The organism is Streptomyces sp. WP-1, from assembly GCF_030450125.1.
In the GTDB taxonomy this organism is placed as follows: Bacteria; Actinomycetota; Actinomycetes; order Streptomycetales; family Streptomycetaceae; genus Streptomyces; species Streptomyces incarnatus.
Genome location: NZ_CP123923.1, coordinates 5,535,943 through 5,557,949 on the forward strand (window position 1 = coordinate 5,535,943; position 22,007 = coordinate 5,557,949).

The following is a 22,007-nucleotide window of genomic DNA, read 5'->3' on the forward strand; positions in this document are numbered from 1 at the left end:
GCGCTTCGTAGGTGAGCTGCGTCATGTGGGGTGCCTCACCGGCCCGCTCACCGCGTGGGTACGACCGCTCACGCCCCGGGGCCGTCGAAGGTGACCGGCGTCTCGAACGCGGCCCGCCGGGTGGCCCGGCGCAGCGCGCGCAGCACGGCCGGGCCGAGCGCGAAGGTCAGCACCACCGTGCACAGGGCCCGGCCCAGGTCCCAGCCGAGGGAGGTGGCCAGGCAGTAGGCGGCGAAGCGGGCCAGATTGGCGGCGACCGAGGCGCCCGGGTGGAAGGAGATGCCCGAGGCGGTGGCGCCCATGAAGGGCCAGCCGGCCAGGTTCATGACCGTGCCGTAGGCGAGCGAGGCGAGGAAGCCGTACCCCGCCAGGAGCAGCAGCTCGGCCCGGCCGCGCAGCCGCACCGGACCCGGCAGCAGGCCCGCGCCCATCGCGAACCAGCCCATCGACAGCATCTGGAACGGCAGCCAGGGGCCGACGCCGCCGGTCAGCAGCGCGGACGCGAACATCGTCACCGAGCCCAGCGCGAAGCCGAAGCCGGGGCCCAGGACGCGGCCGCTGAGCACCAGCAGGAAGAACATCGGCTCGATCCCGGCGGTGCCCGCGCCGATCGGGCGCAGCGCGGCGCCGGTGGCGGCGAGCACGCCCAGCATCGCGACCGCCTTCGGGCCGAGGTCCGACTCCGAGATCGTCGCCGCGACCACCGCGACCAGCAGGATCAGCAGACCGGCGAAGAGCCAGGGGGCGTCCTGGGCGTGCGCGCTGAGCTGGGAGGCGGGCGGGGCGAGGAAGGGCCAGCCGAAGGCGATCACGCCGACGGCGGTGACGAGGGCGAGGGCGGCGACGGAACGGGGGCCGAGGCGGACGGCGCGGATGCGCCGGGGCGCGGCGGTGAGGGTGGCGGGCGCGGTGGAAGGGGCGGGCGCGGGCGGGGTCATCCCAGGGCCTCCTGGACCTGGGAGACGGTCAGCCACTGCTGGGGGGCGAGGATCTTGGTCACCTGCGGGGCGAAGGAGGGGGACGACACCACGATCTCCGCCGTCGGGCCGTCCGCGATCACCTCGCCCTCGGCCAGCAGCACCACCCGGTGGGCGATCTCGGCCGCCAGCTCCACGTCGTGCGTGGCCAGGACGATCGCGTGCCCCGCGGCGGCGAGTTCGCGCAGCGCGGTGACCAGGCGGGCCTTCGCGGCGTAGTCCAGGCCGCGGGTCGGCTCGTCCAGGAGGAGCAGGGGCGGGCGGGCGGTCAGTACGACGGCCAGCGCGAGGGCGAGGCACTGGCCCTCGGAGAGGTCGCGGGGGTGGGTGCCGTCGGCGATGCCGGGGAGGAGCCGGTCCAGGAGGGTGCGGCAGGTGCCGGGGGGTGCGTCGGCGTCCTGGTCGGCGGCGGCGCACTCCGTTGCCACGGTGTCGGCGTAGAGGAGGTCCCGGGGTTCCTGGGGGACCAGGCCGACGTGGCGGATCAGGTCGCGGGGCGGGGTGCGGTGGGGGACGCGGCCGCCGACGGTCACCGTGCCGGTGGTGGGTTCGAGGAGGCCGACGAAGGTGTTGAGGAGGGTGGATTTGCCGGCGCCGTTGCGGCCCATGAGGGCGATGGTCTCGCCGGGAGTGACGGTGAGGTCGATGTGGTGGAGGGCGGTGAGGTGGTCGCGGCGGACGGTGAGGTGGTGGGCGTCGGCGGGGTGGGGCTGGGGTTCGGGAGCGGTCTTGGCGCGGCGTTTGAACAGGCGCCCGGTGTTGCTGCCGGCCGGGGGTTGGGTCGCTTGCCGGCGCTGGCCGGGTGCCGCTGCGCCCGCCCTCCCCCGCTCTCGGCTCCGCTCGGGCGGGGGGACCCCCATCGCCCCAGCGGCACGACTGCCCGCAGCTACGGCGGCAGGCATGCCCGTGGTGGCGGCGAGGCGGTCCCGCAGGTCACCGGCTTTGCGGCGGGCGTCGCGGACGGTCAAGGGCAAGGGGGACCAGTTGGCCAGGCGGCCCAGGGCCACCACCGGGGGGTGGACCGGGGAGATGGACATGATGTCGGACGGGGTGCCGGTGACGGGGGGTGCGCCGGGGGTGGGGAGCAGGACGACGCGGTCGGCGTAGTGGATGACGCGTTCGAGGCGGTGCTCGGCCAGGAGGACGGTCGTACCGAGGTCGTGCACGAGGCGCTGGAGCACCGCGAGGACCTCCTCCGCCGCGGCGGGGTCCAGCGCGGAGGTCGGCTCGTCGAGGACGAGGACCCGGGGGTGCGGGGTGAGCACGGAGCCGATCGCGACGCGCTGGCGCTGGCCGCCGGAGAGGGTGGCGATGGGACGGTCGCGCAGCCCCGCGAGGCCCAGCAGATCGAGGGTCTCCTCGACCCGGCGGCGCATCACCTCGGGCGCCAGGCCCAACGACTCCATGCCGTAGGCGAGTTCGTCCTCGACGGTGTCGGTGACGAAATGGGCCAGCGGATCCTGGCCCACCGTGCCGACGACATCGGCGAGTTCACGGGGCTTGTGGGTGCGGGTGTCGCGGCCGGCCACGGTCACCCGGCCGCCCAGGGTGCCGCCGGTGAAGTGCGGGACGAGCCCGCTGACCGCGCCGAGCACGGTGGACTTGCCGACCCCGGACGGGCCGACGAGCAGCACCAGTTCGCCCTCCGGCACCTCGAAGTCGACGTCGCGGACGGTGGGTTCGGGGGCACCGTCGTACGTGACGCTGACCTTCTCGAAGCGGATCACGGGTGCTCCCTCGGGACGACGAAGGCGGGCAGCAGGGCGAGGAGGACCGACGCGGCGGGCCAGAGGGGGAGGGTGGGGGCGGTCAGCGGGACCACGCCGGGATGCAGGGCCTCGGGGTCGCGGGACGCGGCGAGCGTCAGCAGCGCGGCCACGGCGACGCCGGAGCCGGTGACCAGCCAGGCGCGGGGGCCCCAGGGGTCGGGCCGGTACCGGGTACGCAGCGAGCGGCGCCCGCCGAGCCGCAGCCCGGCGAGGGCGGCGACCACCCCGGCGAGCAGCAGCGGGACGCCGTAGCCGCCGCCCTCGGCGGTGAGCAGCCCGTACGTGCCCGCGCAGACGCCGAGCAGACCGCCGAGGGTGAGCGCGGCGGTCGTACGGCGGATCCGGGCGGGGACGTCGGCGGTGCGGCCGTAGCCGCGGGCCTCCATGGCGGCGGCGAGGGCGACGGAGCGTTCCAGCGCGCCCTCCAGGACCGGGAGTCCGACCTGGAGCAGCCCCCGGACGCCCCGGTCCGGGCGGCCGCGCAGCCGGCGGGCGGCGCGCAACCGCTGGACGTCGGCGATGAGATGCGGCGCGAAGGTGAGGGCGACGACGACGGCCACCCCGGTCTCGTACAGGGCGCCGGGCAGGGACTTCAGCAGCCGGGAGGGGCTGGCGAGGGCGTTCGCGGCGCCGACGCAGATCAGCAGGGTGGCCAGCTTCAGCCCGTCGTACGCCGCGAAGACCAGCGCCTCCGCGGTGACCTCGCCGCCGAGCCGGATGCCCTGCGCCCAGTGCGGCAGCGGGATCTCCGGGAGGGTGAGCAGGACATGGGTGCCGGGGATGGGGGAGCCGAGGGCCACCGCGAACACCAGGCGGATGAGCAGCACGGCGAACGCGAGCTTGGCGAACGCGGAGTAGGAACGGGCCCAGGGGGCGGGGGAGCGGTGCGTCGCCACGACGTACGCCGACACGGCGATGAGCAGGCCGAGGAGCAGCGGATCGGTGGTGCGGGTCGCCGCCGTGCCGAGGGATATCGCCCAGATCCACCAGGCTCCGGGGTGCACGCTGCTCCGGTGCCGCTCGCGCCCCGGAAGGGCGCGGGGAACCGCGCGATCGGCCACGGACGGCTCGCGGCCGGATACGGCGGCCGGGGCAGGACGGTCGCCGCCCCCGACGCCCGCCCGCCCACGAGGAACCGCACGCCCCGCCGGCCGATCCGACGGGGTCATCCGCGTCGCCGGCGGAACTGCCACACCGCCGCGCCCGCCAGGACGACGACGACACCGGCGCCGATCGGCAACCCCAGGGACGGGCCACCGGACGAGGAGGCGGGCTTCTCAGGAGCGGTCGAACCGGTGGCGCCGACCTGCTCCCCGCACCCCTGGCGCGGATACCCGGAGATCGCGCACAGCAGCGCGTTCGTGTCGTACCGCAGCGGCTTCGCCACCGCGGCCAGCGCCTCCGCCGCGGAGGCCGACGGCGTCACCCGCGCGCACGCCGTGCGGCGCCCCGGCGGGGTCTCGCCGGAAGGCGCGTCCGCCGGGACGCCGAAGTCGACGACCAGCGCCACCCGCTTCGTGCCCGGCTTCGCGGCCGTCCCCGAACAGATCGTGGCGAAGTCCGCCGTACCGCGCGGTTTGCTCGCGTCCCCCGAGTCCGCGCTCACGGAGAAGCGGAAGCCCTCCACGGCGCCGTCCTCGGGGCGGGCGAGCGAGGGCCCCTGGGTCGCGTACGTCCAGTGGTCGCCGGAGCGCTCCCAGAACGACCAGTAGCGGTACCCCGTGGCCGCCGCCTGCCCCGCCGCCGCGGCGAGCAGCAGGGCGAGCGCGGCCAGCAGCACCGGCACGGCACGGCGGACGGCGGTCACGGCTGCCGCTTCTTGCGGGTGCTGAGCAGGAAGCCGATGCCGATGCCCGCGACGAGGCAGATGCCGACGCTCCACCAGACCCCGGCGTGTGAGCCGCCGTCGGACGCCTTGGCCTGCTTCTCGGCGGCGGCCCCCATGTGCGGCTCGGGGCCGAGGGCGTTGAGGGAGGTCACAAGGCTGGTGCCGCCGAAGTCGCCGGGCTGGGCGCCGACGGAGTGCGCGGCGAGGATCAGCTGCGCGTACGCCGCCGGGCCGGTCCGGGCGGCCCAGGGTCCGGCGTGCTTCTCCAGGAAGGCGTACGCCTTCTTCGCCGCCGCGGTGCGCCCGTCGGCGGCGAGGGCGACGACGGTGTCGGCGGTGTTGCCGTAGTCGGGCTGGTCCGTGGCGCCGGGCAGCACGGACATGAGGTGGCCGGTCCTGGCGACCGCGGCCGCCAGGTACGCGCCGCCGTTGTCGGCGATCCGCGCCGGGGTGGGCCGGTCCGCCTTCGCGCAGGTGTCCGAGGCGGGGGCCTTGCCGGTCCGTGCCACGAAGCCCTTGCCGAGCGCGGCGGTCACCCCGGCCGCGGTGGCGTCGGCGTTGGCGGCCAGCTTGCCCTTCTTGTCCGGCTGGTAGGCGAGCGCGCCACCGCCGTCCTGGTCGCAGGGGATGGACCAGGTGGCCAGCGCGTCGTACGGGGACCTGCCGTCCTTCTCGACGCCCGCCGGGTCGGCGCCGGTCGCGGCGAGCGCGCCGACGACGACGGAGGTGGAGTTGGTGTCGCTGGGGCTGCCCGGGTTGTAGCCCCAGCCGCCGTCCTTGTTCTGCACGGACTTCAGCCAGTCCACGGCCTTGGTGACGGCGGCGTCGTGGCCGCCGGTCGCGTGCAGGGCCTGGATCGCGGCGGCCGTGCTGTTGGTGTCCACCATGGTCTTGGCGTCGCAGGCCTTGGCGGGGGTGGCGCGGAACGCGGCGAAGGAGCCGTTCGCGCACTGCTGGCCGGTGAGCCAGTCGACGGCGGCGGTGGCCGGGCGGTAGCCGAGGGTGTGCTGGGCGACGAGGGTGAGCGACTGGCGCCACACACCGTCGTACGTGGGGTCCGACTTGCCGTAGAGACCGGCCGGGACCGATGCCTTGGGGGAAGGGGACGGGCCGGCGGCCACGGCGGGTGCGGCGGCTGCCAGCACGCCTATGGCGGCGAGAGCCGCGGCGTTGCGGCGGACGTTCATGGTCGGCGACTGCCTCTCCCTGCGGGGAGCCGGGCAGCGCACGGGAAGGACCCGGGCGGCTCGACTCCGTATACCTCGACGGTGCCGTGCGCGGCGAGGGCCGACACACGCGAGCCGGTCACGTCCGCGCCGGGGCGTTCCGGCTCGCCGCTTCCTGTGGGAGTGGCTCACGGATCGGGGCCTCCCCGCTTCGAGCGAAGCCGAGAAGCGGGGAGGGGGCAGCGCCGGAATTGCACCGGCTTCCCCCCGTACGGGTGTGATGACGACCCCGCCACTTTACCGGCAGCCCCACGGGGCCCCGCGCGTGCCCGTGAGCACACCGTGACGGTGACGAGGGTCACGGCCGGCGCGGGCTTTCGTGTTGGCTGAAAGTGAGGGTGCCCCGGCGGGGTGCGGAGTGGTCGTTTCGGCCAGGGGGCGGGGCGGGCGGTGTCCCCTTGGTGAGGTACATCGCATTTGTGCCGACCGGGCCCCGCGGGTGAAGGTGGCCCGAGCGGCGCGGAGTTGGCATATTGCGGTCAGACGTGACCGCTCGCAGCCTCCGGGGGAATGGTGCGTACAACCAGGAAGATGCGCCGGTTCGCCAACGAGCTGATCGACCCCCTGCGCGTGTCGATCCCCGCCGACCCCGGCGATCTGCTGGACGCCCTGGTCGAGTCCGCGACCCGCTGGCGCGGTCGCCCCATCGTCGTCCACCAGGCGAACTTTCCGCCGGGGACCTCCGCGACCGGACTGTGGATCGAGCGCGTCGGCCGCGACGACATCGTCATCGAGGCGGACGCCCCGCCCTGGATGAAGCTCGTGATCCTGGGCCACGAGCTGTGGCACATGGCCGACGACGACCCCGTCCACCGCGCCGCGCACACCGACGCCGCCCTCGCGCCCGACGGCGCCGACGACACCGTGGCGACCGCCGCCCGCACCCGCTTCCTGGAGGCCGCCGAGCAGCGCGCCGACCTGTTCGGCATGCTGATCGGCGACCGGCTGCGGCCCTGGCTGAAAGCGTCCCCCGACTCCGTGTACGCGGCGCACACCTCCGGCCACGACGACCTCGCCGGGCGCATCGGCGCGGCCCTCAACTACCGCGGGGCCAGATGAGCGACCTGATCAACTACGCCAGCTGCGGGCTGCTCTGGCTCGGCCTGCTGACCAAGGCGCCCGATCTGGCGCGCCGCTGGCGGGACCCCTTCCTGCTCACCCTCAGCGCCGTGCTCGCCCTCTCCTCGCTGTGCTTCCTGATCGGCGCCCCCGGCACGGTCGGCTTCGTCAACGACACCAGCGGCATACCCAACCTCGCCGCCCCGCTGACGTACGGGACCGTCACCGCGTACGGCGCCGCCTCCCTCGCCCTCGTCATGCGCTGGCGCGGCGGCCCCGGCACCGGCCGCGCGATCCGCCGCTGGACCCTCGGCTACACCGCCGTACTCGCGGGCATCGCCGCCCTGTTCCTGCTCGGCGACGCCGCCGTGGAGCGCCGTACGGACTTCGACACGTACTACGCCACCACGCCGTACATCGCCGAGATGATCGTCCTCTACCTGGGCGCGCATCTGACCGCCGTCGTCGTCACCGCGTGCCGGTCCCTGTCCTGGGCCCGGCAGTTGCGCGGCCCGCTGCGCGCGGGCCTGGTGACGATGGGCGCCGGCAATCTCGTCGGCTGCGGCTACAGCGTCGCCAAACTCCTCGCCGTGGGCGCCCGCTGGTCCGGCCGCGACTGGACCGTGCTCGGTACGACGTTCCCGGCGGCCTGCGCCGGACTCGGGGCCGCGATCACCGTCGTCGGCATCGTGATCCCGCTGTTCGCCCCCTTCGTGGCCGTGCGGGCCCGCTGCTGGCGGGCGTACGCGCGGCTCGGCCCGCTGGAGCGGACGCTGACCGGGCTGCTCACCCGGGAGGGCCTGCGCGCGCCGCGCCCGCTGTGGCCCTCCGCCACCCGCTGGCTGACCTGGCGGCAGAGCTCCATCTACAACGGACTGCACTACCTGGGGCGCCACTTGGACGAGGGGCTGTTCCGGCAGACGTACGCCGACCGGGCGCGGGCGGGCGCCGATCCGCAGCGGGCGGAGGCCGCCGCGTGGGCCGCCGTCATCGCCGCCGCCGTCCGGGCGCCGCACGAGGAACGGGCGGACGCGGTCGTGCCGCTCGCCGGCCGGCCCGACCTCCCGGTGCTGCTGCGCATCTCCGACGCCCTCGCCGACGGCACCGGCGACCGCGCCCTGGCCGTGTGCTGAGGGGGCCCGCCGCACCATGAGCCTGATCGTGTACACGGTGGCGAGCCTGTTCACCGTGACCGCCCTGCTGATCTTCCGCCGGCCGCGCCTCGCCCTGCGGGACCCGCTGACCGCCTCCACCTGTGTGTCGATCTTCCTCGGCGGGCTCTGCTTCTTCTGCTCGGCCCCCGTCACCCTGGGCGCGGTCAACGACCTCACCCATGTCCCCAACTTCGGCGCCCCGATGACCTACAGCGTCATCTCCGCCTACAGCGCCTCCCTGCTGATCCTGCTGATCAACTGGCGCGGGGGGCCCGCCGAGCGGGTGCGGAGCCAGGTGGTGCGGGTCGCCACCGTGTACAGCCTGATGATCATCGCCGTCATCGCGCTGTTCGCGCTCGCCCACGCCCCCGTGGAACGGCTGCGGGACCTCGACACCTACTACGCGAACACGCCGTACATGCGCGAGATGATCGTGCTGTACCTCCTCGGGCACGGCGCCTGCGCGGTGATCACCATCTATGTGTGCCTGCGCTGGTCCCGGGAGGTGACCGGGATCCTGCGGACCGGGCTGCGGCTCATCATGGCGGGCCTGGCCGTGGACGTGCTCGGCTTCGAGTGCGCCAAGTCGACGGCGGTCGCGGCCCGTTGGGCGGGGTACGACCTGGACCGGCTGTCCACCGGGCTGGCCCCGCGCGCCGCCGCGCTGGGCGCCCTGCTGTGCGCGGCGGGCTTCGTGCTGCCCCGGCTGCTGCCCGCGACCCTCGCCCAGTGGCGCAGCATCTGGGACTACCGGGCGCTCGGCCCCCTGTGGGCGGAGCTGCGGAACGTACCGACCGCGCCCAAACCCGCCCCGCCGCGCTGGCAGTTGCCGCGCGGCCGGCTGTACTACCGCGAGCTGCGCATCCTCGACGCGCTGCTCGCCCTCCAGTCCCGCTGCGACGGCCGGGTGCGCGAGACGGCGTACCGGCAGGCCCGCGGCCAGGGCAGCCCGCCGGGCGAGGCGCACTTCATCGCGGCGGCCGCGATGGTCGTGCACGCCGCGCACCAGGCGGGCCGGCCGCGGCCCCCGGAGAGCCCCGAACCGGAGGGCGGCTCCCGGCTGCACACCGCGCTCTTCTCCGACACGGGTGAACTGGTGCGGCTGGCCAGGGCGTTGGCCGGGTCGCCGGTCGTCAGGGCGGCCCGGGAGGGCGCGGCACGTACCGCCCGCGGCTGAAGGGGGCCGGACCAGGGCGCCCGCCGCCCGGCGCGGGCGCCGGGAGCGATGTCCATGCGCACGTGTCACCGGACGTCCCACCGGACGTCTCACCAGAAGAATCGGGGAACCGTGAACGCACGAAGAGCCGTTGTCATCGGGGCCGGACCGGCCGGTCTGCTCGCCGCCGCCGCGCTGGCGCCCGCCGTGGCCGAGGTCGTCGTACTCGACCACGACGAACTGCCCGGGGCGCCCGAGCACCGCAAGGGGGTGCCCCAGTCCCGGCACGCCCATCTGCTGATGCCCGGCGGCATGACGGTGATGGAGGAACTGCTTCCCGGGGCCGACCTGCGGGGGCGGCTGGTGGCGGCCGGGGCGAGGGAGACGGCGCTCAGCTCGGACCTGCTGGCGCTCTCCCCGACGGGCTGGTTCCGGCGCTGGCGGCACCGCGCCTTCGTCACCATGACCGCGAGCCGGCCGCTGCTGGAGTGGGGCGTGCGCCGGGCGGTGCTGGACACGAACCCCAATGTCACGGTGCGCCGCGCCCGGGTGAGCGGGCTGTGCGGCAGCGCCCGCCGGGTGACCGGCGTACGGCTGGCCGGCGCCGACGGCACGGCGCCCGAGGACCTGGACGCCGACTGGGTGGTGGACGCAAGCGGCCGGGGCACCCGGCTGCTGCCCTGGCTCGACGCCCTCGGTGTGGACGGCATCCGCGAGCGCCATGTCGACAGCGGCCTGGCCAACGCCACCCGCGTCTACCGCACCCCGCCCGGCGCCCCGGACTGGCCGATGACCCTGGTGCAGTCCGACCCCTGGAGCGGGCGGCCCGGCCGCAGCGGCATGATCGTGCCGATCGAGGACGGCAGGTGGATGGTCAGCCTCGGCGGGATGCGGGGCAGCGAGCCCCCGAAGGACCCGGACGCCTTCGTCGCCTACGCGCTGAACCTGCCGAGTCCCCTGGTGGGGCGGCTGATCGAGGCCGCCGAGCCGCTCGGCCCGGTGCACGTCAGCCGCAGCACCAGCAACTCCCGCCGGTACCTGGAGGACGCGCGGCTGTGGCCGGAGCGGCTGGTGGCGATCGGGGACGCGGCGGCCACCTTCAACCCGATCTACGGGCAGGGCATGTCCTCGGCCGCGCTCGGCGCCCGCGCGCTGGCGCGGGCGGTGCGCGAGCACGGCGTCGAGGCGCCGGGGCTGGCGCGGCGGGTGCAGCGGGCGGTGGCCCGGGCGGCGCGGGGGGCGTGGACGGCGGCCGTCAGTACCGATGTCCTCTACCCGGGGGTGGAGGGCGCCCGCGCGACGCTCGGCGACCGGCTGGCCGCCGCCTACTCCCGGCGCCTGAACCACGCGGCCACCGGCTCCTACGCCGCGGCCACCGCCCTGTGGGACGTCACCACCCTGCGCACCCCACCCACCCGCCTCTTCCGCCCCGACGCTCTCCTCCACGCCCTCGCCGGCCCCCCGCTGCCCGCCTTGTCCGGCCCCCCGCTGACAGCCGCCGAACGTGACTTCCTGTCCGGCCTCGAACCCTGGGCGTAGCCCCACCGAAGGACGGCCGGCGCACCCGGGAGCCGAGGGCGCAGGGAGTTCACACCGCCGCGTACGTCACCGGATCGCTCCCCGGCACCGGCTCCACCAAGCCCCGCTTGAACAGGTGGCGCAGATGGGCCTCGGCCTCCGAGACGGCGATGGTGCGGGAGGAGGGCGGGATGTCGGCCCAGGGGCGGTTCCAGCGCATGCGCTCGGCCAGCTGCCAGGGGGTGAGCGGGGTGGCCAGCAGGGCGAGGAGGCCCCGCAGGCGTTCCTCGTGGTGGTCCAGCAACTCCCGTACCCGGGCGGGTGCGCCGGTGAAGGCGTGCCGGTGCGCGGGCAGCACCTCGGCGGGGTCGAGACGGCCCACCCGCTCCAGGGAGTCGAGGTAGTCGCCGAGCGGGTCGGTCACGGTCGCGTCGCCGGGATCCTCGTACAGACCGATGTGCGGGGTGATCCCGGGGAGCATGTGGTCGCCGCTGAACAGGCGGCCCCGGCCCGGGAGTTCGCCCGGGTGCTCCTCCTCCAGGTGCAGGCAGACATGGCCGGGGGTGTGCCCCGGGGTCCAGATCGCGCGCAGCCGGCGGCCCGGCAGGTCGAGGAGTTCACCGGGGACGATCTCCCGGTCCGGCGGCGCGGGGGAGAGACGGGGCAGCTCACGGCCGCCCGCCGCGGCCGCCCGCAGCGGCGCCACCTGCTCCCGCGGTGCCCCCGCCGCCGTCAGCTTGGCGGCCATGTACGCGTACCACCGCTCGGGCCGCGCCGCCCGGGTCCTGCGCACGATCGCCGCGTCCGCCGCGTGCATCGCCACCCACGCCCCGGACGCCTCGCGCACCCGCCCGCACAGCCCGTGGTGGTCCGGGTGGTGGTGGGTGACGACCACCCCGGTCACCTCCGCCACCCCGGTGCCGCACGCGTCCAGGCCCGCCACCAGCACGTCCCAGGAGTCCGGGTCGTCCCAGCCGGTGTCCACGAGCACCGGCCCCCGGTCGGTGTCCACCACGTACACCAGCGTGTAGCCGAGCGGGTTGTCCGGGATGGGCACCCGGATCGACCGCACGCCCCCGCCGTGATCGAACGTCCGCGCCATGGTCCGCCCCTTCGCCCGCCGTCTCCGACCCGGCCATTGCCCACTGTCACCGGAACTGATATCAGTTCTGATGCGGCGTCAGAAAGTAGTGTGCGGCAGGCGGCACGGCGGGAGGCGGCCATGACCGGGCTCGTGGAACACGGACAGCTGTACATCGGCGGTGAGTTGACCGAGCCGCTGGGCGAGGACGTCATCGAGGTGATCTCCCCGCACACCGAGGAGGTCATCGGCCGGGTGCCGCACGCCTCGCGCGCGGACGTGGACCGGGCCGTGGCCGCCGCGCGCCGCGCCTTCGACGAGGGGCCCTGGCCGCGCATGACCCCCGAGGAGCGGATCGGCGTCGTCACCCGGATCAAGGACGGCATCGCCGCCCGGCACGAGGAGATTGCCCGGGTGATCTCCGCCGAGAACGGCTCCCCGTACTCCTGGAGCGTCCTCGCCCAGGCGCTCGGCGCGATGATGGTGTGGGACTCGGCGATCCGCGTCGCCCGGGAGTATGTGTACGAGGAGCGGCGCGACGGCGCCCTCGGGCCGCTGCTGGTGCGCCGGGAGCCGGTCGGGGTGGTGGCGGCCGTGGTGCCGTGGAACGTGCCCCAGTTCGTCGCCGCCGCCAAGCTCGCGCCCGCGCTGCTGACCGGCTGCACCGCCGTACTCAAACCCTCCCCGGAATCCCCGCTGGACGCCTACCTGCTCGGCGAGATCGCCCGCGAGGCCGGGCTGCCCGAGGGGGTTCTGTCCATCCTGCCCGCCGACCGGGAGGTCAGTGAGTACCTGGTCGGGCATCCCGGCCTGGACAAGGTGTCCTTTACCGGGTCGGTCGCGGCCGGCAAGCGGGTGATGGCGGTCGCGGCCCGTCATCTCACCCGGGTCACCCTGGAGCTGGGCGGCAAGTCGGCGGCGGTCGTACTGCCGGACGCGGACCTCCGGGCGGCGGTCGCGGGGATCGTACCGGCCGCCTGGATGAACAACGGGCAGGCGTGTGTCGCCCAGAGCCGCGTCCTGGTGCCGCGCGAGCGCTACGACGAGTTCGCCGACGCCTTCGCCCGGGCGGCCGACGCCCTCGTGGTCGGCGACCCGCTGGACCCCGCCACCCAGGTCGGCCCGCTGGTCGCCCGCCGCCAGCGGGCGCGCAGCCTCGAATACATCCGTCTCGGCCAGGAGGAGGGCGCCAAAGTCCTGGCCGGCGGCGGCCGTCCGGCCGCCCTGGAGCGCGGCTGGTACATCGAGCCGACCCTCTTCGGGGACGTCGACAACTCCATGCGGATCGCCCGCGAGGAGATCTTCGGCCCCATCGTCTGCCTGCTGCCGTACGGCGACGAGCGGGAGGCCGTACGGATCGCCGACGACTCCGAGTACGGCCTCTCCGGCAGCGTATGGACCTCCGACGTCGAGCGCGGCATCGAGGTCGCCCGCCGGGTGCGCACCGGCACCTACAGCGTCAACACCTTCAGCCTGGACATGCTGGGCCCCTTCGGCGGCTACAAGAACTCCGGGATCGGGCGGGAGTTCGGGCCCGAGGGGTACGGCGCCTACCTGGAGCACAAGATGATCCACCTCCCGGCGGGGGCGTGAGCCATGGCCGACCGCTGGCACATCGAGGTCGACCGCTCCCTGTGCGTCGGCTCAGGCCAGTGCCTGCACCACGCGCCGGGCCGCTTCCGCCTCGACTCCGCCCGCCGGTCCCACCCGACGGACGCCGACACCGACGCGGCCGAACCCGTCCTCACGGCGGCCGAGACCTGCCCCGCGGAGGCCATCTCCATCACCCTGCGGGGCAGCGGGGAGCCGGTGTTCCCGCCCGAGGACTGAGCCGGTCCGGTGCTATTCGCCCGGGTCGGTCAGATCGATCAGCCGGCAGACCGTCTCGATGTCGATCTTCACCTGGGCGATGGAGGCACGGCCGGACAGCCAGGTGATGAGGGCCGAGTGCCAGGTGTGCTCGATGACCCGGACGGCGGAGAGCTGCTCGGGCGTCGGGTCGTCCAGGCCCATCGCGTCCAGGATGATCGCCGTGGTCTGCCGGGACACCTGGTCTACCTCGGGGCTGACGCTGCGGTCCGCGAAGGTCAGCGCGCGGACCATCGCGTCGGCCAGGTGCGGCTCGCGCTGGAGCGCCCTGAAGGCCCGCATCAGGGTCTCGGTGACCCGCTCGGCGGCGGTGTCCCCGGCGGGCGGCTTGCGGCGCAGGGTGCCGTGCATCCGCTCCAGCTGGTCCTGCATGGTGGCCACCAGCAGATGCACCTTGGACGGGAAGTACCGGTACAGCGTGCCCAGGGCCACCTGGGAGGACTCGGCCACCTCGCGCATCTGCACCGCGTCGAACCCACCCCGGCCCGCCAGCCGCGCGCTCGCGTGCAGGATCCGGCGACGGCGGGCTTCCTGACGCTCCGTGAGGGGCGGCGAGGGAGTGCGCGACGTACTGGCTTCCGCAGGCATGGGTCCCGTTCCGTGACAATCGGTGAGGGTGTCGGTAGGGCACGTGGTCAGACAGGATGGCAGGGCCGCGCGCCGTGGCGCGAATCACCTGATCCACTGCTCACAGCACCCCTACCTGCCGGTAGATTCAGAGGCTCCCGAACGATCAAGTCTGAAACTTGTTCTAGATTAGCGTCCCGTCGTAGTCTCGCGGGACAGTGCAGGCAGAAGGGGGCACAGAGTGACCGCCGAGGCCCGGGAAGCGGGTGCCCGTGAGGACTTCGCCGCCGACGGGGAGCGACCGCTCGACATCGCGCTCCTCACCTATAAAGGGAACCCGTTCTGCGGCGGGCAGGGCGTCTACGTACGGCACCTCTCGCGCGAGCTGGCCCGCCTCGGACACCGCGTCGAGGTCATCGGCTCCCAGCCCTACCCCGTGCTCGACGAGGGCTACCCCTCGCTCACGCTGACCGAGCTGCCGAGCCTCGACCTCTACCGCCAGCCCGACCCCTTCCGCACCCCCGGCCGCGGCGAGTACCGGGACTGGATCGACGCCCTCGAAGTGGGCACGATGTGGACCGGCGGCTTCCCCGAGCCGCTCACCTTCTCGCTGCGCGCCCGCCGGCTGCTGCGGGCCCGGCGCGGCGACTTCGACGTCGTCCACGACAACCAGACCCTCGGCTACGGCCTCCTCGGCGACGTCGGCGCCCCGCTGGTCACCACCATCCACCACCCCATCACCGTGGACCGGCAGCTGGAGCTGGACGCGGCCGAGGGCCGGCAGCGGCGGTACTCCGTGCGCCGCTGGTACGCCTTCACCCGGATGCAGAAGCGGGTCGCGCGCCGGCTGCCCTCGGTGCTCACCGTCTCCGGCAGCTCCCGGCAGGAGATCGTCGACCACCTCGGGGTGCGGCAGGACCGCGTCCACGTGGTGCACATCGGCGCCGACACCGACCTGTTCGCGCCGAATCCGGCGGTGCCCGAGGTGCCGGGGCGGATCGTCACCACCTCCAGCGCCGATGTGCCGCTCAAGGGGCTGGTGTTCCTCGTGGAGGCGCTGGCCAAGGTGCGCACCGAGCACCCGGACGCGCATCTCGTCGTCGTCGGCAAGCGCCCCGAGGAGGGGCCGGTCGCCCAGGCGGTCGAGCGGTACGGCCTGGACGGCGCCGTCGAGTTCGTCAAGGGCATCTCGGACGCCGAACTGGTCGACCTGATCCGCTCCGCCGAGGTCGCCTGCGTGCCCTCGCTGTACGAGGGCTTCTCGCTGCCCGCCGCCGAGGCCATGGCCACGGGGACCCCGCTGCTCGCCACGACCGGCGGCGCGATCCCCGAGGTCGCGGGCCGCGACGGCGAGACCTGCCTCGCGGTGCCGCCCGGCGACGCGGGGGCGCTGGCCGCGGGGCTCGGCCGGCTGCTGGGCGACGCCGGGCTGCGCGCCCGGCTCGGCGCGGCGGGCCGCGACCGCGTCCTGGCCAACTTCACCTGGGCCCGCGCGGCACAGGGCACGGTGGCGCGGTACCGCGAGGCCATCGCCGCCCGCGGCCCCGCCACCGGCACCCGCCGCCCCGCGCCCGAGACCCCCGGCCGCCCCGCGGCCCCGTCGGTTGCCGCCGTTTCCACGGCCTCCCCGAGTGACACCAGCGTCTATCCCGAAAGCAGGGCCACGTGCTGACCGTCGACTTCTCCCGGTTCCCCATCGCCCCGGGAGACCGCGTCCTGGACCTCGGCTGCGGAGCCGGCCGGCACGCGTTCGAGTGCTACCGGCGCGGCGCCCGGGTCGTGGCCCTCGACCAGAACGCCGAGGAGATCCGCGAAGTCACCAAGTGGTTCGCGGCGATGAAGGAGGCCGGCGAGGCCCCCGAGGGCGCCACCGCGACCGCGCTGGAGGGCGACGCGCTGGCGCTGCCGTTCCCGGACGACTCGTTCGACGTCGTGATCATCTCCGAGGTGATGGAGCACATCCCCGACGACAAGGGCGTGCTCGCCGAGATGGTGCGCGTGCTGCGCCCCGGCGGCCGGATCGCCATCACGGTGCCCCGCTACGGCCCGGAGAAGATCTGCTGGACGCTGTCCGACGCCTACCACGAGGTCGAGGGCGGCCACATCCGCATCTACAAGGCGGACGAACTGGTCGCGAAGGTCCGCGAGACCGGTCTGAAGCCGTACGGCAGCCACCACGCGCACGCCCTGCACGCCCCCTACTGGTGGCTGAAGTGCGCCTTCGGCGTCGACAACGACAAGGCGCTGCCGGTACGCGCGTACCACAAGCTCCTGGTCTGGGACATCATGAAGAAGCCGCTGGCCACCCGGCTCGCCGAGCGCACCCTCAACCCGGTGATGGGCAAGAGCTTCGTGGTCTACGCGACCAAGCCCCACCTGCCCCGGCTCGCCGAGGAGGCGGCCGCCCAGTGACCACCCCCCGGACAGAACACCTCGTCCTGCCCGGGGTCCTCACCGCCGAGCAGGCCGCCGCGACCGTACGCGGCATCCTCGCCGTGCAGCGGGAGGACGGCGCGATCCCGTGGTTCAGGGGTCACCACCTGGACCCGTGGGACCACACCGAGGCCGCGATGGCCCTGGACGCGGCCGGTGAGCACGAGGCCGCCGAGCGCGCCTACCTGTGGCTCGCCCGGCACCAGAACGAGGACGGCTCCTGGTACGCGGCCTACGCGGACGGCGCCCACGACGAGGTCACCGACCGCGCCCGCGAGTCCAATTTCGTGGCGTACATAGCCGTCGGCGTCTGGCACCACTACCTGTCCACGGGCGACGACACGTTCCTGGACCGCATGTGGCCCTGCGTCTACGCGGCCGTGGAGTGGGTGCTCGGCCTCCAGCAGCCCGGCGGGCAGATCGGCTGGCGGCGCGACGAGGACGGGACGCCCACCGCGGACGCCCTGCTCACCGGCAGCTCCTCCGTCCACCACGCGCTGCGCTGCGCGCTCGCCATCGCCGAGCAGCGCGAAGAGGCGCAGCCGGACTGGGAGTTGGCGGCCGGGGCGCTGCGGCACGCGATCCGCAGGCACCCGGAGCGGTTCCTGGACAAGAACCGCTACTCGATGGACTGGTACTACCCGGTCCTCGGCGGCGCCCTGACCGGCGCGGAGGCCGAGGCGCGGATAGCCGGGTCCTGGGACCGGTTCGTGGTGCCGGGCCTCGGGGTGCGCTGTGTCGTACCCAATCCCTGGGTGACCGGCGGCGAGTCCTGCGAACTGGCGCTCGCGCTGTGGGCGGTGGGGGAGTCGGACCGGGCGCTGGAGATCCTGAAGTCCGTGCAGCATCTGCGGGACGCCGACTCCGGTCTGTACTGGACGGGTTACGTCTTCGACGACGAGGCGATCTGGCCGCGCGAACTGACCACCTGGACCGCGGGTTCGCTGCTGCTCGCGGTCGCCGCGCTCGGCGGGCACGAGGCGACCTGCGCGGTGTTCGGCGGTACGCACCTCCCGGCGGGCCTCGACCCGGACTGCTGCTGAGCAGGCCCGACGCGGCCCGGCGCACCTCCCGGCGTTTCCCCCGAGTGGCGTAACCGCGGGCGCGGAGTGACGGTGGAGAAGGAAGCTCCCCATTCGGAAAGACACGTCGGGAGGACCTCGTGCCTGTACCGATTCGGCGTCTCTGCGTGGCGCTGGCCGTGTGCTGCGCCCTGGTGGCCGGTGGCACGGCCTGCGGAAACAGCAACGCCGGTTCCCACACCAACACCAAGACGGCGGTCACCACCGCGGCCCTGAACCAGCCGGCGGCCGAGCCCAGCCCCTCCACCTCCGCCGAGAAGCAGAAGTTCGCCAAGACCAGGTTCGTGGCGAACGCGGGCCTCGCGGCCGGAGCCACCTACCAGTGGATCTACAAGCCGTGGAAGGCGGGCAAGTTCAAGAAGGGCGCCCATGGCCGCAAGCTGGCCCTGGTGAAGGCCGGTGTCGCCGGTCTGTTCACCTACAACCGGCTGAAGGCCGCCGAGCGCAACGCCAAGGGCGACCCGCTGCTCTCCAAGGCCATCGCGCCGCTGAGCAAGAGCATCGAGAGCCTGAAGGACCTGTCGACCAAGCTGCGGCACGGTGACACCGGCGCGGCGGGCGGCTTCAACGACGTCATCAACAACGTGAAGGACGCCGGGAAGAGCGCGGGCGCCCCGGTCAAGAACAAGGTGCCGTCGGCGGGTCAGCTCCGCAGCGGCAGCCACTAAGTCCCCCGGAGAGTCTAGGAGTTCAGCTCCGCCAGCACGCGGAGTGTGCAGGGGTCCGGTGACAGGACCAGCAGGTCGGTCACCGGGCCCCTTCGCCACGACTCCAGCCGCTCCGCGATCCGTTCGCGCGGGCCGACCAGCGAGATCTCGTCGGCGAAGGCGTCCGGTACGGCGAGCACCGCCTCCTCCCGCCGCCCCGCCAGGAACAACTCCTGTACCCGGCGGGCCGCTTCGGGGTATCCCATACGGGCCATCAGGTCGGCGTGGAAGTTCCGGGAGGCGTGCCCCATGCCGCCGATGTAGAAGCCGAGCATCGCCTTCACCGGCAGCAGCCCCTCGGCCACGTCGTCGCACACCTTCACCCGGACCATGGGCGCCACCCGGAACCCGTCGGGCAGCTCGCGCACCGAGTCGCCGTACACCTCGGGCCGGTCCGGCGCCCAGTACAGCGGCAGCCAGCCGTCGGCGATCCGCACGGTCTGCGCCACGTTCCGGGGGCCCTCCGCGCCGAGCAGCACGGGGAGACCGGGCCGCAGCGGATGCGTGATCGGCTTGAGCGGCCTGCCGAGCCCGGTGCCGTCCGGCCCCCGGTACGGCAGCGGATGAAACCGCCCGTCCAGCGACACCGGCGCGGTACGGCGCAGCACCTGCCGTACGACGTCCACGTACTCCCGGGTCGCGGTCAGCGGCGAGGCCGGGAACGGGCGGCCGTACCAGCCCTCCACCACCTGCGGCCCGGACAGCCCGAGCCCCAGCGTCATGCGTCCGCCGGAGAGGTGGTCCAGGGTGAGCGCGTGCATCGCGGTGGTGACCGGGGAGCGCGCCGCCATCTGGGCAACGGCCGTACCCAGCTCGATCCTTGAGGTCCGCGCGGCGATCCAGGTGAGCGGGGTGAAGGCGTCCGAGCCCCAGGACTCGGCCGTCCACACGGAGCCGTAGCCGAGCCGTTCCGCCTCCTGGGCGAGCGGCACATGGGCGGCGTCGGGGCCGCGCCCCCAGTACCCGAGCGCGAGACCGAGCCGCATGCGCACCCCTCCTGACGTACCGTCAGTCCACCGGCCGGAGGCGACTGTACGACAACGGCCCCCCGCCCGGAAGGGCGAGGGGCCGTGGCCGTGAGCGCTGCTCAGCCGCGCTGGATGCCCGAGGTGTCCTGGAGCACGCCGCGACGGCCGTCCTGGGTCTGGGCGATCAGCGTGGCACCACGCTGCTCCACCGCCAAGTACCAGGTGCCCGGCGCCAGTTCGGCGATCGGGGCGGGCGAGCCGTCCTCCGCGAACAGCGGACGGGTCACCGGCACCGCGAACCAGAACGGCGAGAAGTCCGCCGGAGCGGCGGCCTGCTGCTGCGGCGCGGCACCCTGCGCGGGCGCCGGCTGCTGCGCGCCGTACGGCTGGCCCTGCTGCGGCTGGGCGCCGTACGGCTGCTGCGGGGCACCCTGGGCGCCCGGGTAGCCGTAACCGGCGGGCGACTGCGCGCCGTACGGGCTCGGAGCGACCGGCTTGGGCGCCGGAAGCAGCGCGCCCTGGAGCGCCGGGACCAGCGGGGCGGCGACGGCGGCACCGGCGAGGACCAGCGCCGCGATGAACCCGAGCACCAGCCCGGCGCCCGCGTCGACCCCGTTCGGCACGTCCACCAGCGTCCAGAACAGGGTCCAGGCGGAGAGGACCGTGAATGCCGTGCCCACCACACCGAGATCCAGGCCCAGCACCTTGCGCGGCTGCGGCAGGCAGCGGTTGAGCACGATCAGCGCGGCACCGATGACGGCCCCCATGTACGTGCCGAGGCCCGTCCCGAGGTTGTCCCACACACTCTGGCTGCTCGAGTATCCGGCGGCCGAGTAGGAGTAGAGATCGAGGAACGACGCGATGAACAGCAACACCGCTGCTCCGATCACCACGCCGTCGCCTCTAGTGAGGGAGCGGATGTTCACTTCAGGTCCTTCGTGAGTCGTCTCGTCGTCGCTAGACCCTACCGTCCGCAAGATCTGGCTGTCCGGCCGGTCGAGGCCCCGGTCAGGACTCGCGCAGGAAACTCACGATTCCCTCGGACATCCCCCGCGCGGCCTTCTGCCGCCAGGTTCCGCTGGTCAGTAGTGCCGCGTCCTTGGTATCGCGCATGTTGCCGCACTCGATGAACACCTTGGGAACCGTTGACAGATTGAGACCGCCGAGATCGGTGCGGGTGTCCAGCGCGGTGCCGTGGCCGATGTAGTTGGACGGCGGCTCACCGGTCGTGCGGCGGAAGTCCGACGCGACGCGCTCGCCCAGATCGCGCGAGGGCCCCACGATCGGCCGGGTGTCGGCGCCGCCCGCGTGCACGGCGCCCGGCAGGATCACATGGAACCCCCGGTCGCCCGCCGGCGCCCCGTCGGCGTGGATCGAGATCGCCGCGTCCGCGTGCGCCTTGTTGCCGATCGCCGCCCGCTCGTCCACGCACGGCCCCCAGTCCGGGCCGCCCTCGTCATGGGTCAGCCGCACGGTGGCACCCTGCCGCTCCAGCAACGCGCGCAGCCGGTGCGCCACATCGAGCGTGAACCGGGCCTCCGCGTACCCGTCGTCCGTGGACGTACCGGTGGTGTCGCACTCCTTGCGGCCGTTGCCGACATCCACCTGCCGGTTGATCTCGGCCGTGTGCCGGAAGTTGCCGGTGTTGTGCCCCGGGTCGATCACCACGATCTTCCCCTTGAGCGGCGCCGCGGCCTTGCCGTCGGCGCTCACGGAAGCGGACGGCGAACTCCGCCCCACCGGCTTCGCCGCACCCTCACCCCCGGCCGACCCCCCGACCGCCGCATACGCCCCCCACCCGACCAGCCCCCCGGCCACCAGGGCACCACCCGCCACGACGATCGGCACCCGCCAGGAACGACGCTGCTGCGGGGGTTCGGATTCCGGACCTGTGTATGACACGTCAGCGACTCTAACCGGGACCTCAGATCCCCGCCCCCGTTCGCCGCAGGATCCGCAGGGAGCCGGTGGCCGAGACCTCGGTGAAGGCGCCGGAGGCGAGGGCGCGCAGGTACACCCGGTAGGGGGCCTGGCCGGTGAACTCGTCCGTCGGGTCGGGGAACACGTCGTGGATGGCGAGCAGTGCGCCGTCGGCGAGGTGCGGGGCCCAGCCCTCGTAGTCGGCGCTCGCGTGCTCGTCGGTGTGGCCGCCGTCGATGAACACGAAGCCCAGCGGGCCGCCCCACACCGCCGCGACCTGCGGCGACCGGCCGACCAGCGCGACCACGTGTTCTTCGAGGCCCGCCCTGAACAGCGTGCGCCGGAAGGTGGGCAGCGTGTCCATCAGCCCCACCTCGGGGTCCACCGTCTCCGGGTCGTGGTAGTCCCAGCCCGGCTGCTGCTCCTCGCTGCCCCGGTGATGGTCCACGGTCAGCGCGGTCACCCCCGCCGCCCGTGCCGCGTCGGCCAGCAGCACGGTCGACCGCCCGCAGTACGTCCCCACCTCCAGCAGGGGCAGCCCCAGCGCCCCCGCCGCCACCGCCGCCGCGTACAGGGCCAGCCCCTCGTCCACGGGCATGAACCCCTTGGCCGCCTCGAACGCGGCGAGAATCTCGGGCTGGGGGGCGGTGGCCATAGGACGCCTTTCGGGGTGGCACGGCTGTTCGGCCCCAT

The 22,007-nt window shown here is 74.1% G+C and carries 21 protein-coding genes; 10 read left to right on the forward strand and 11 right to left on the reverse strand.

The window, feature by feature from the left end; genetic code table 11:
* Positions 1-68: 68 nt before the first annotated feature.
* From QHG49_RS24425 to QHG49_RS24445, 5 genes are read right to left on the reverse strand one after another with little or no spacing between them, the layout of a single operon-like run.
* On the reverse strand, positions 69-938 hold the full coding sequence (locus tag QHG49_RS24425; protein WP_301491299.1) for an ECF transporter S component: 870 nt from the start codon (positions 936-938) through the stop codon (positions 69-71).
* On the reverse strand, positions 935-2,704 hold the full coding sequence (locus QHG49_RS24430; protein ID WP_301491301.1) for an ABC transporter ATP-binding protein: 1,770 nt from the start codon (positions 2,702-2,704) through the stop codon (positions 935-937). The genes QHG49_RS24425 and QHG49_RS24430 overlap by 4 nt, the downstream gene beginning before the upstream one ends.
* Complete coding sequence (locus tag QHG49_RS34165) at positions 2,701-3,915, reverse strand: energy-coupling factor transporter transmembrane component T (RefSeq protein ID WP_159700996.1); 1,215 nt, start codon at positions 3,913-3,915, stop codon at positions 2,701-2,703. The genes QHG49_RS24430 and QHG49_RS34165 overlap by 4 nt, the downstream gene beginning before the upstream one ends.
* Positions 3,912-4,553 carry an SCO2322 family protein gene (locus QHG49_RS24440; RefSeq protein WP_159700993.1) on the reverse strand — a complete coding sequence of 214 codons (642 nt, stop codon included), beginning with the start codon at positions 4,551-4,553 and terminating at the stop codon, positions 3,912-3,914. The genes QHG49_RS34165 and QHG49_RS24440 overlap by 4 nt, the downstream gene beginning before the upstream one ends.
* Positions 4,550-5,761, reverse strand: coding sequence for a prenyltransferase/squalene oxidase repeat-containing protein (locus QHG49_RS24445; protein WP_301491303.1), 1,212 nt, complete (start codon positions 5,759-5,761; stop codon positions 4,550-4,552). The genes QHG49_RS24440 and QHG49_RS24445 overlap by 4 nt, the downstream gene beginning before the upstream one ends.
* Before the next feature lie 552 nt (positions 5,762-6,313).
* Between QHG49_RS24445 and QHG49_RS24450 the strand changes: the two genes are divergently transcribed.
* From QHG49_RS24450 to QHG49_RS24465, 4 genes are all read left to right on the forward strand, one after another.
* Positions 6,314-6,859 (forward strand): toxin, encoded by a 546-nt coding sequence (locus QHG49_RS24450; protein WP_301492912.1) that lies wholly within the window; start codon positions 6,314-6,316, stop codon positions 6,857-6,859.
* Positions 6,856-7,992, forward strand: a complete 1,137-nt coding sequence (locus QHG49_RS24455; RefSeq protein WP_159700990.1) for a DUF6545 domain-containing protein — start codon at positions 6,856-6,858, stop codon at positions 7,990-7,992. The genes QHG49_RS24450 and QHG49_RS24455 overlap by 4 nt, the downstream gene beginning before the upstream one ends.
* Before the next feature lie 16 nt (positions 7,993-8,008).
* The gene (locus QHG49_RS24460) at positions 8,009-9,190 is read left to right on the forward strand and encodes an MAB_1171c family putative transporter (protein ID WP_301491308.1); all 1,182 of its coding nucleotides are present in this window, start codon (positions 8,009-8,011) and stop codon (positions 9,188-9,190) included.
* A 111-nt stretch (positions 9,191-9,301) separates the two neighbouring features.
* Positions 9,302-10,708, forward strand: coding sequence for an NAD(P)/FAD-dependent oxidoreductase (locus tag QHG49_RS24465; RefSeq protein ID WP_301491310.1), 1,407 nt, complete (start codon positions 9,302-9,304; stop codon positions 10,706-10,708).
* Between the two features lie 49 nt (positions 10,709-10,757).
* Here the strand turns inward: QHG49_RS24465 and QHG49_RS24470 are convergent, their stop codons facing one another.
* Positions 10,758-11,789, reverse strand: a complete 1,032-nt coding sequence (locus QHG49_RS24470) for an MBL fold metallo-hydrolase (protein WP_301491311.1) — start codon at positions 11,787-11,789, stop codon at positions 10,758-10,760.
* Between the two features lie 120 nt (positions 11,790-11,909).
* Here QHG49_RS24470 and QHG49_RS24475 point away from each other — a divergent pair, with 120 nt between their 5' ends.
* Complete coding sequence (locus tag QHG49_RS24475) at positions 11,910-13,361, forward strand: aldehyde dehydrogenase (protein WP_301491312.1); 1,452 nt, start codon at positions 11,910-11,912, stop codon at positions 13,359-13,361.
* 3 nt (positions 13,362-13,364) lie between these two features.
* The gene (locus tag QHG49_RS24480; RefSeq protein ID WP_301491313.1) at positions 13,365-13,598 is read left to right on the forward strand and encodes a ferredoxin; all 234 of its coding nucleotides are present in this window, start codon (positions 13,365-13,367) and stop codon (positions 13,596-13,598) included.
* A 12-nt stretch (positions 13,599-13,610) separates the two neighbouring features.
* Here the strand turns inward: QHG49_RS24480 and QHG49_RS24485 are convergent, their stop codons facing one another.
* Positions 13,611-14,225 carry a TetR family transcriptional regulator gene (locus tag QHG49_RS24485; protein WP_145485099.1) on the reverse strand — a complete coding sequence of 205 codons (615 nt, stop codon included), beginning with the start codon at positions 14,223-14,225 and terminating at the stop codon, positions 13,611-13,613.
* Between the two features lie 220 nt (positions 14,226-14,445).
* Here QHG49_RS24485 and QHG49_RS24490 point away from each other — a divergent pair, with 220 nt between their 5' ends.
* The 4 genes from QHG49_RS24490 to QHG49_RS24505 all read left to right on the forward strand — a co-directional run bounded on the left by QHG49_RS24490 (position 14,446) and on the right by QHG49_RS24505 (position 18,387).
* Complete coding sequence (locus QHG49_RS24490) at positions 14,446-15,876, forward strand: glycosyltransferase family 4 protein (RefSeq protein ID WP_301491314.1); 1,431 nt, start codon at positions 14,446-14,448, stop codon at positions 15,874-15,876.
* Positions 15,870-16,616, forward strand: a complete 747-nt coding sequence (locus tag QHG49_RS24495) for a class I SAM-dependent methyltransferase (protein WP_145485097.1) — start codon at positions 15,870-15,872, stop codon at positions 16,614-16,616. The genes QHG49_RS24490 and QHG49_RS24495 overlap by 7 nt, the downstream gene beginning before the upstream one ends.
* Positions 16,613-17,680, forward strand: a complete 1,068-nt coding sequence (locus QHG49_RS24500) for a prenyltransferase (protein WP_145485096.1) — start codon at positions 16,613-16,615, stop codon at positions 17,678-17,680. The genes QHG49_RS24495 and QHG49_RS24500 overlap by 4 nt, the downstream gene beginning before the upstream one ends.
* A 119-nt stretch (positions 17,681-17,799) precedes the next feature.
* The gene (locus QHG49_RS24505; protein ID WP_145485095.1) at positions 17,800-18,387 is read left to right on the forward strand and encodes a hypothetical protein; all 588 of its coding nucleotides are present in this window, start codon (positions 17,800-17,802) and stop codon (positions 18,385-18,387) included.
* Between the two features lie 14 nt (positions 18,388-18,401).
* Here QHG49_RS24505 and QHG49_RS24510 read toward each other — a convergent pair whose 3' ends face one another.
* From QHG49_RS24510 to QHG49_RS24525, 4 genes are all read right to left on the reverse strand, one after another.
* On the reverse strand, positions 18,402-19,412 hold the full coding sequence (locus QHG49_RS24510; RefSeq protein ID WP_301491316.1) for an LLM class F420-dependent oxidoreductase: 1,011 nt from the start codon (positions 19,410-19,412) through the stop codon (positions 18,402-18,404).
* Between the two features lie 101 nt (positions 19,413-19,513).
* Positions 19,514-20,287, reverse strand: a complete 774-nt coding sequence (locus tag QHG49_RS24515; protein WP_159700969.1) for a DUF5336 domain-containing protein — start codon at positions 20,285-20,287, stop codon at positions 19,514-19,516.
* A gap of 115 nt (positions 20,288-20,402) precedes the next feature.
* Complete coding sequence (locus QHG49_RS24520) at positions 20,403-21,296, reverse strand: N-acetylmuramoyl-L-alanine amidase (RefSeq protein WP_201300553.1); 894 nt, start codon at positions 21,294-21,296, stop codon at positions 20,403-20,405.
* 22 nt (positions 21,297-21,318) lie between these two features.
* Entirely contained in the window at positions 21,319-21,969 is a 651-nt protein-coding gene (locus QHG49_RS24525) for a class I SAM-dependent methyltransferase (RefSeq protein WP_301491319.1), read from the reverse strand.
* Between the last annotated feature and the right edge of the window lie 38 nt (positions 21,970-22,007).

Bases quoted from the DNA above. Each gene is read 5' to 3' on its own strand.
- QHG49_RS34165 (WP_159700996.1), bottom strand. From the start codon at position 3,915: ATGACCCCGTCGGATCGGCCGGCGGGGCGTGCGGTTCCTCGTGGGCGG.
- QHG49_RS24480 (WP_301491313.1), top strand. From the start codon at position 13,365: ATGGCCGACCGCTGGCACATCGAGGTCGACCGCTCCCTGTGCGTCGGC.
- QHG49_RS24485 (WP_145485099.1), bottom strand. From the start codon at position 14,225: ATGCCTGCGGAAGCCAGTACGTCGCGCACTCCCTCGCCGCCCCTCACG.
- QHG49_RS24475 (WP_301491312.1), top strand. From the start codon at position 11,910: ATGACCGGGCTCGTGGAACACGGACAGCTGTACATCGGCGGTGAGTTG.
- QHG49_RS24525 (WP_301491319.1), bottom strand. From the start codon at position 21,969: ATGGCCACCGCCCCCCAGCCCGAGATTCTCGCCGCGTTCGAGGCGGCC.
- QHG49_RS24510 (WP_301491316.1), bottom strand. From the start codon at position 19,412: ATGCGGCTCGGTCTCGCGCTCGGGTACTGGGGGCGCGGCCCCGACGCC.
- QHG49_RS24425 (WP_301491299.1), bottom strand. From the start codon at position 938: ATGACCCCGCCCGCGCCCGCCCCTTCCACCGCGCCCGCCACCCTCACC.
- QHG49_RS24445 (WP_301491303.1), bottom strand. From the start codon at position 5,761: ATGAACGTCCGCCGCAACGCCGCGGCTCTCGCCGCCATAGGCGTGCTG.
- QHG49_RS24460 (WP_301491308.1), top strand. From the start codon at position 8,009: ATGAGCCTGATCGTGTACACGGTGGCGAGCCTGTTCACCGTGACCGCC.
- QHG49_RS24470 (WP_301491311.1), bottom strand. From the start codon at position 11,789: ATGGCGCGGACGTTCGATCACGGCGGGGGCGTGCGGTCGATCCGGGTG.
- QHG49_RS24455 (WP_159700990.1), top strand. From the start codon at position 6,856: ATGAGCGACCTGATCAACTACGCCAGCTGCGGGCTGCTCTGGCTCGGC.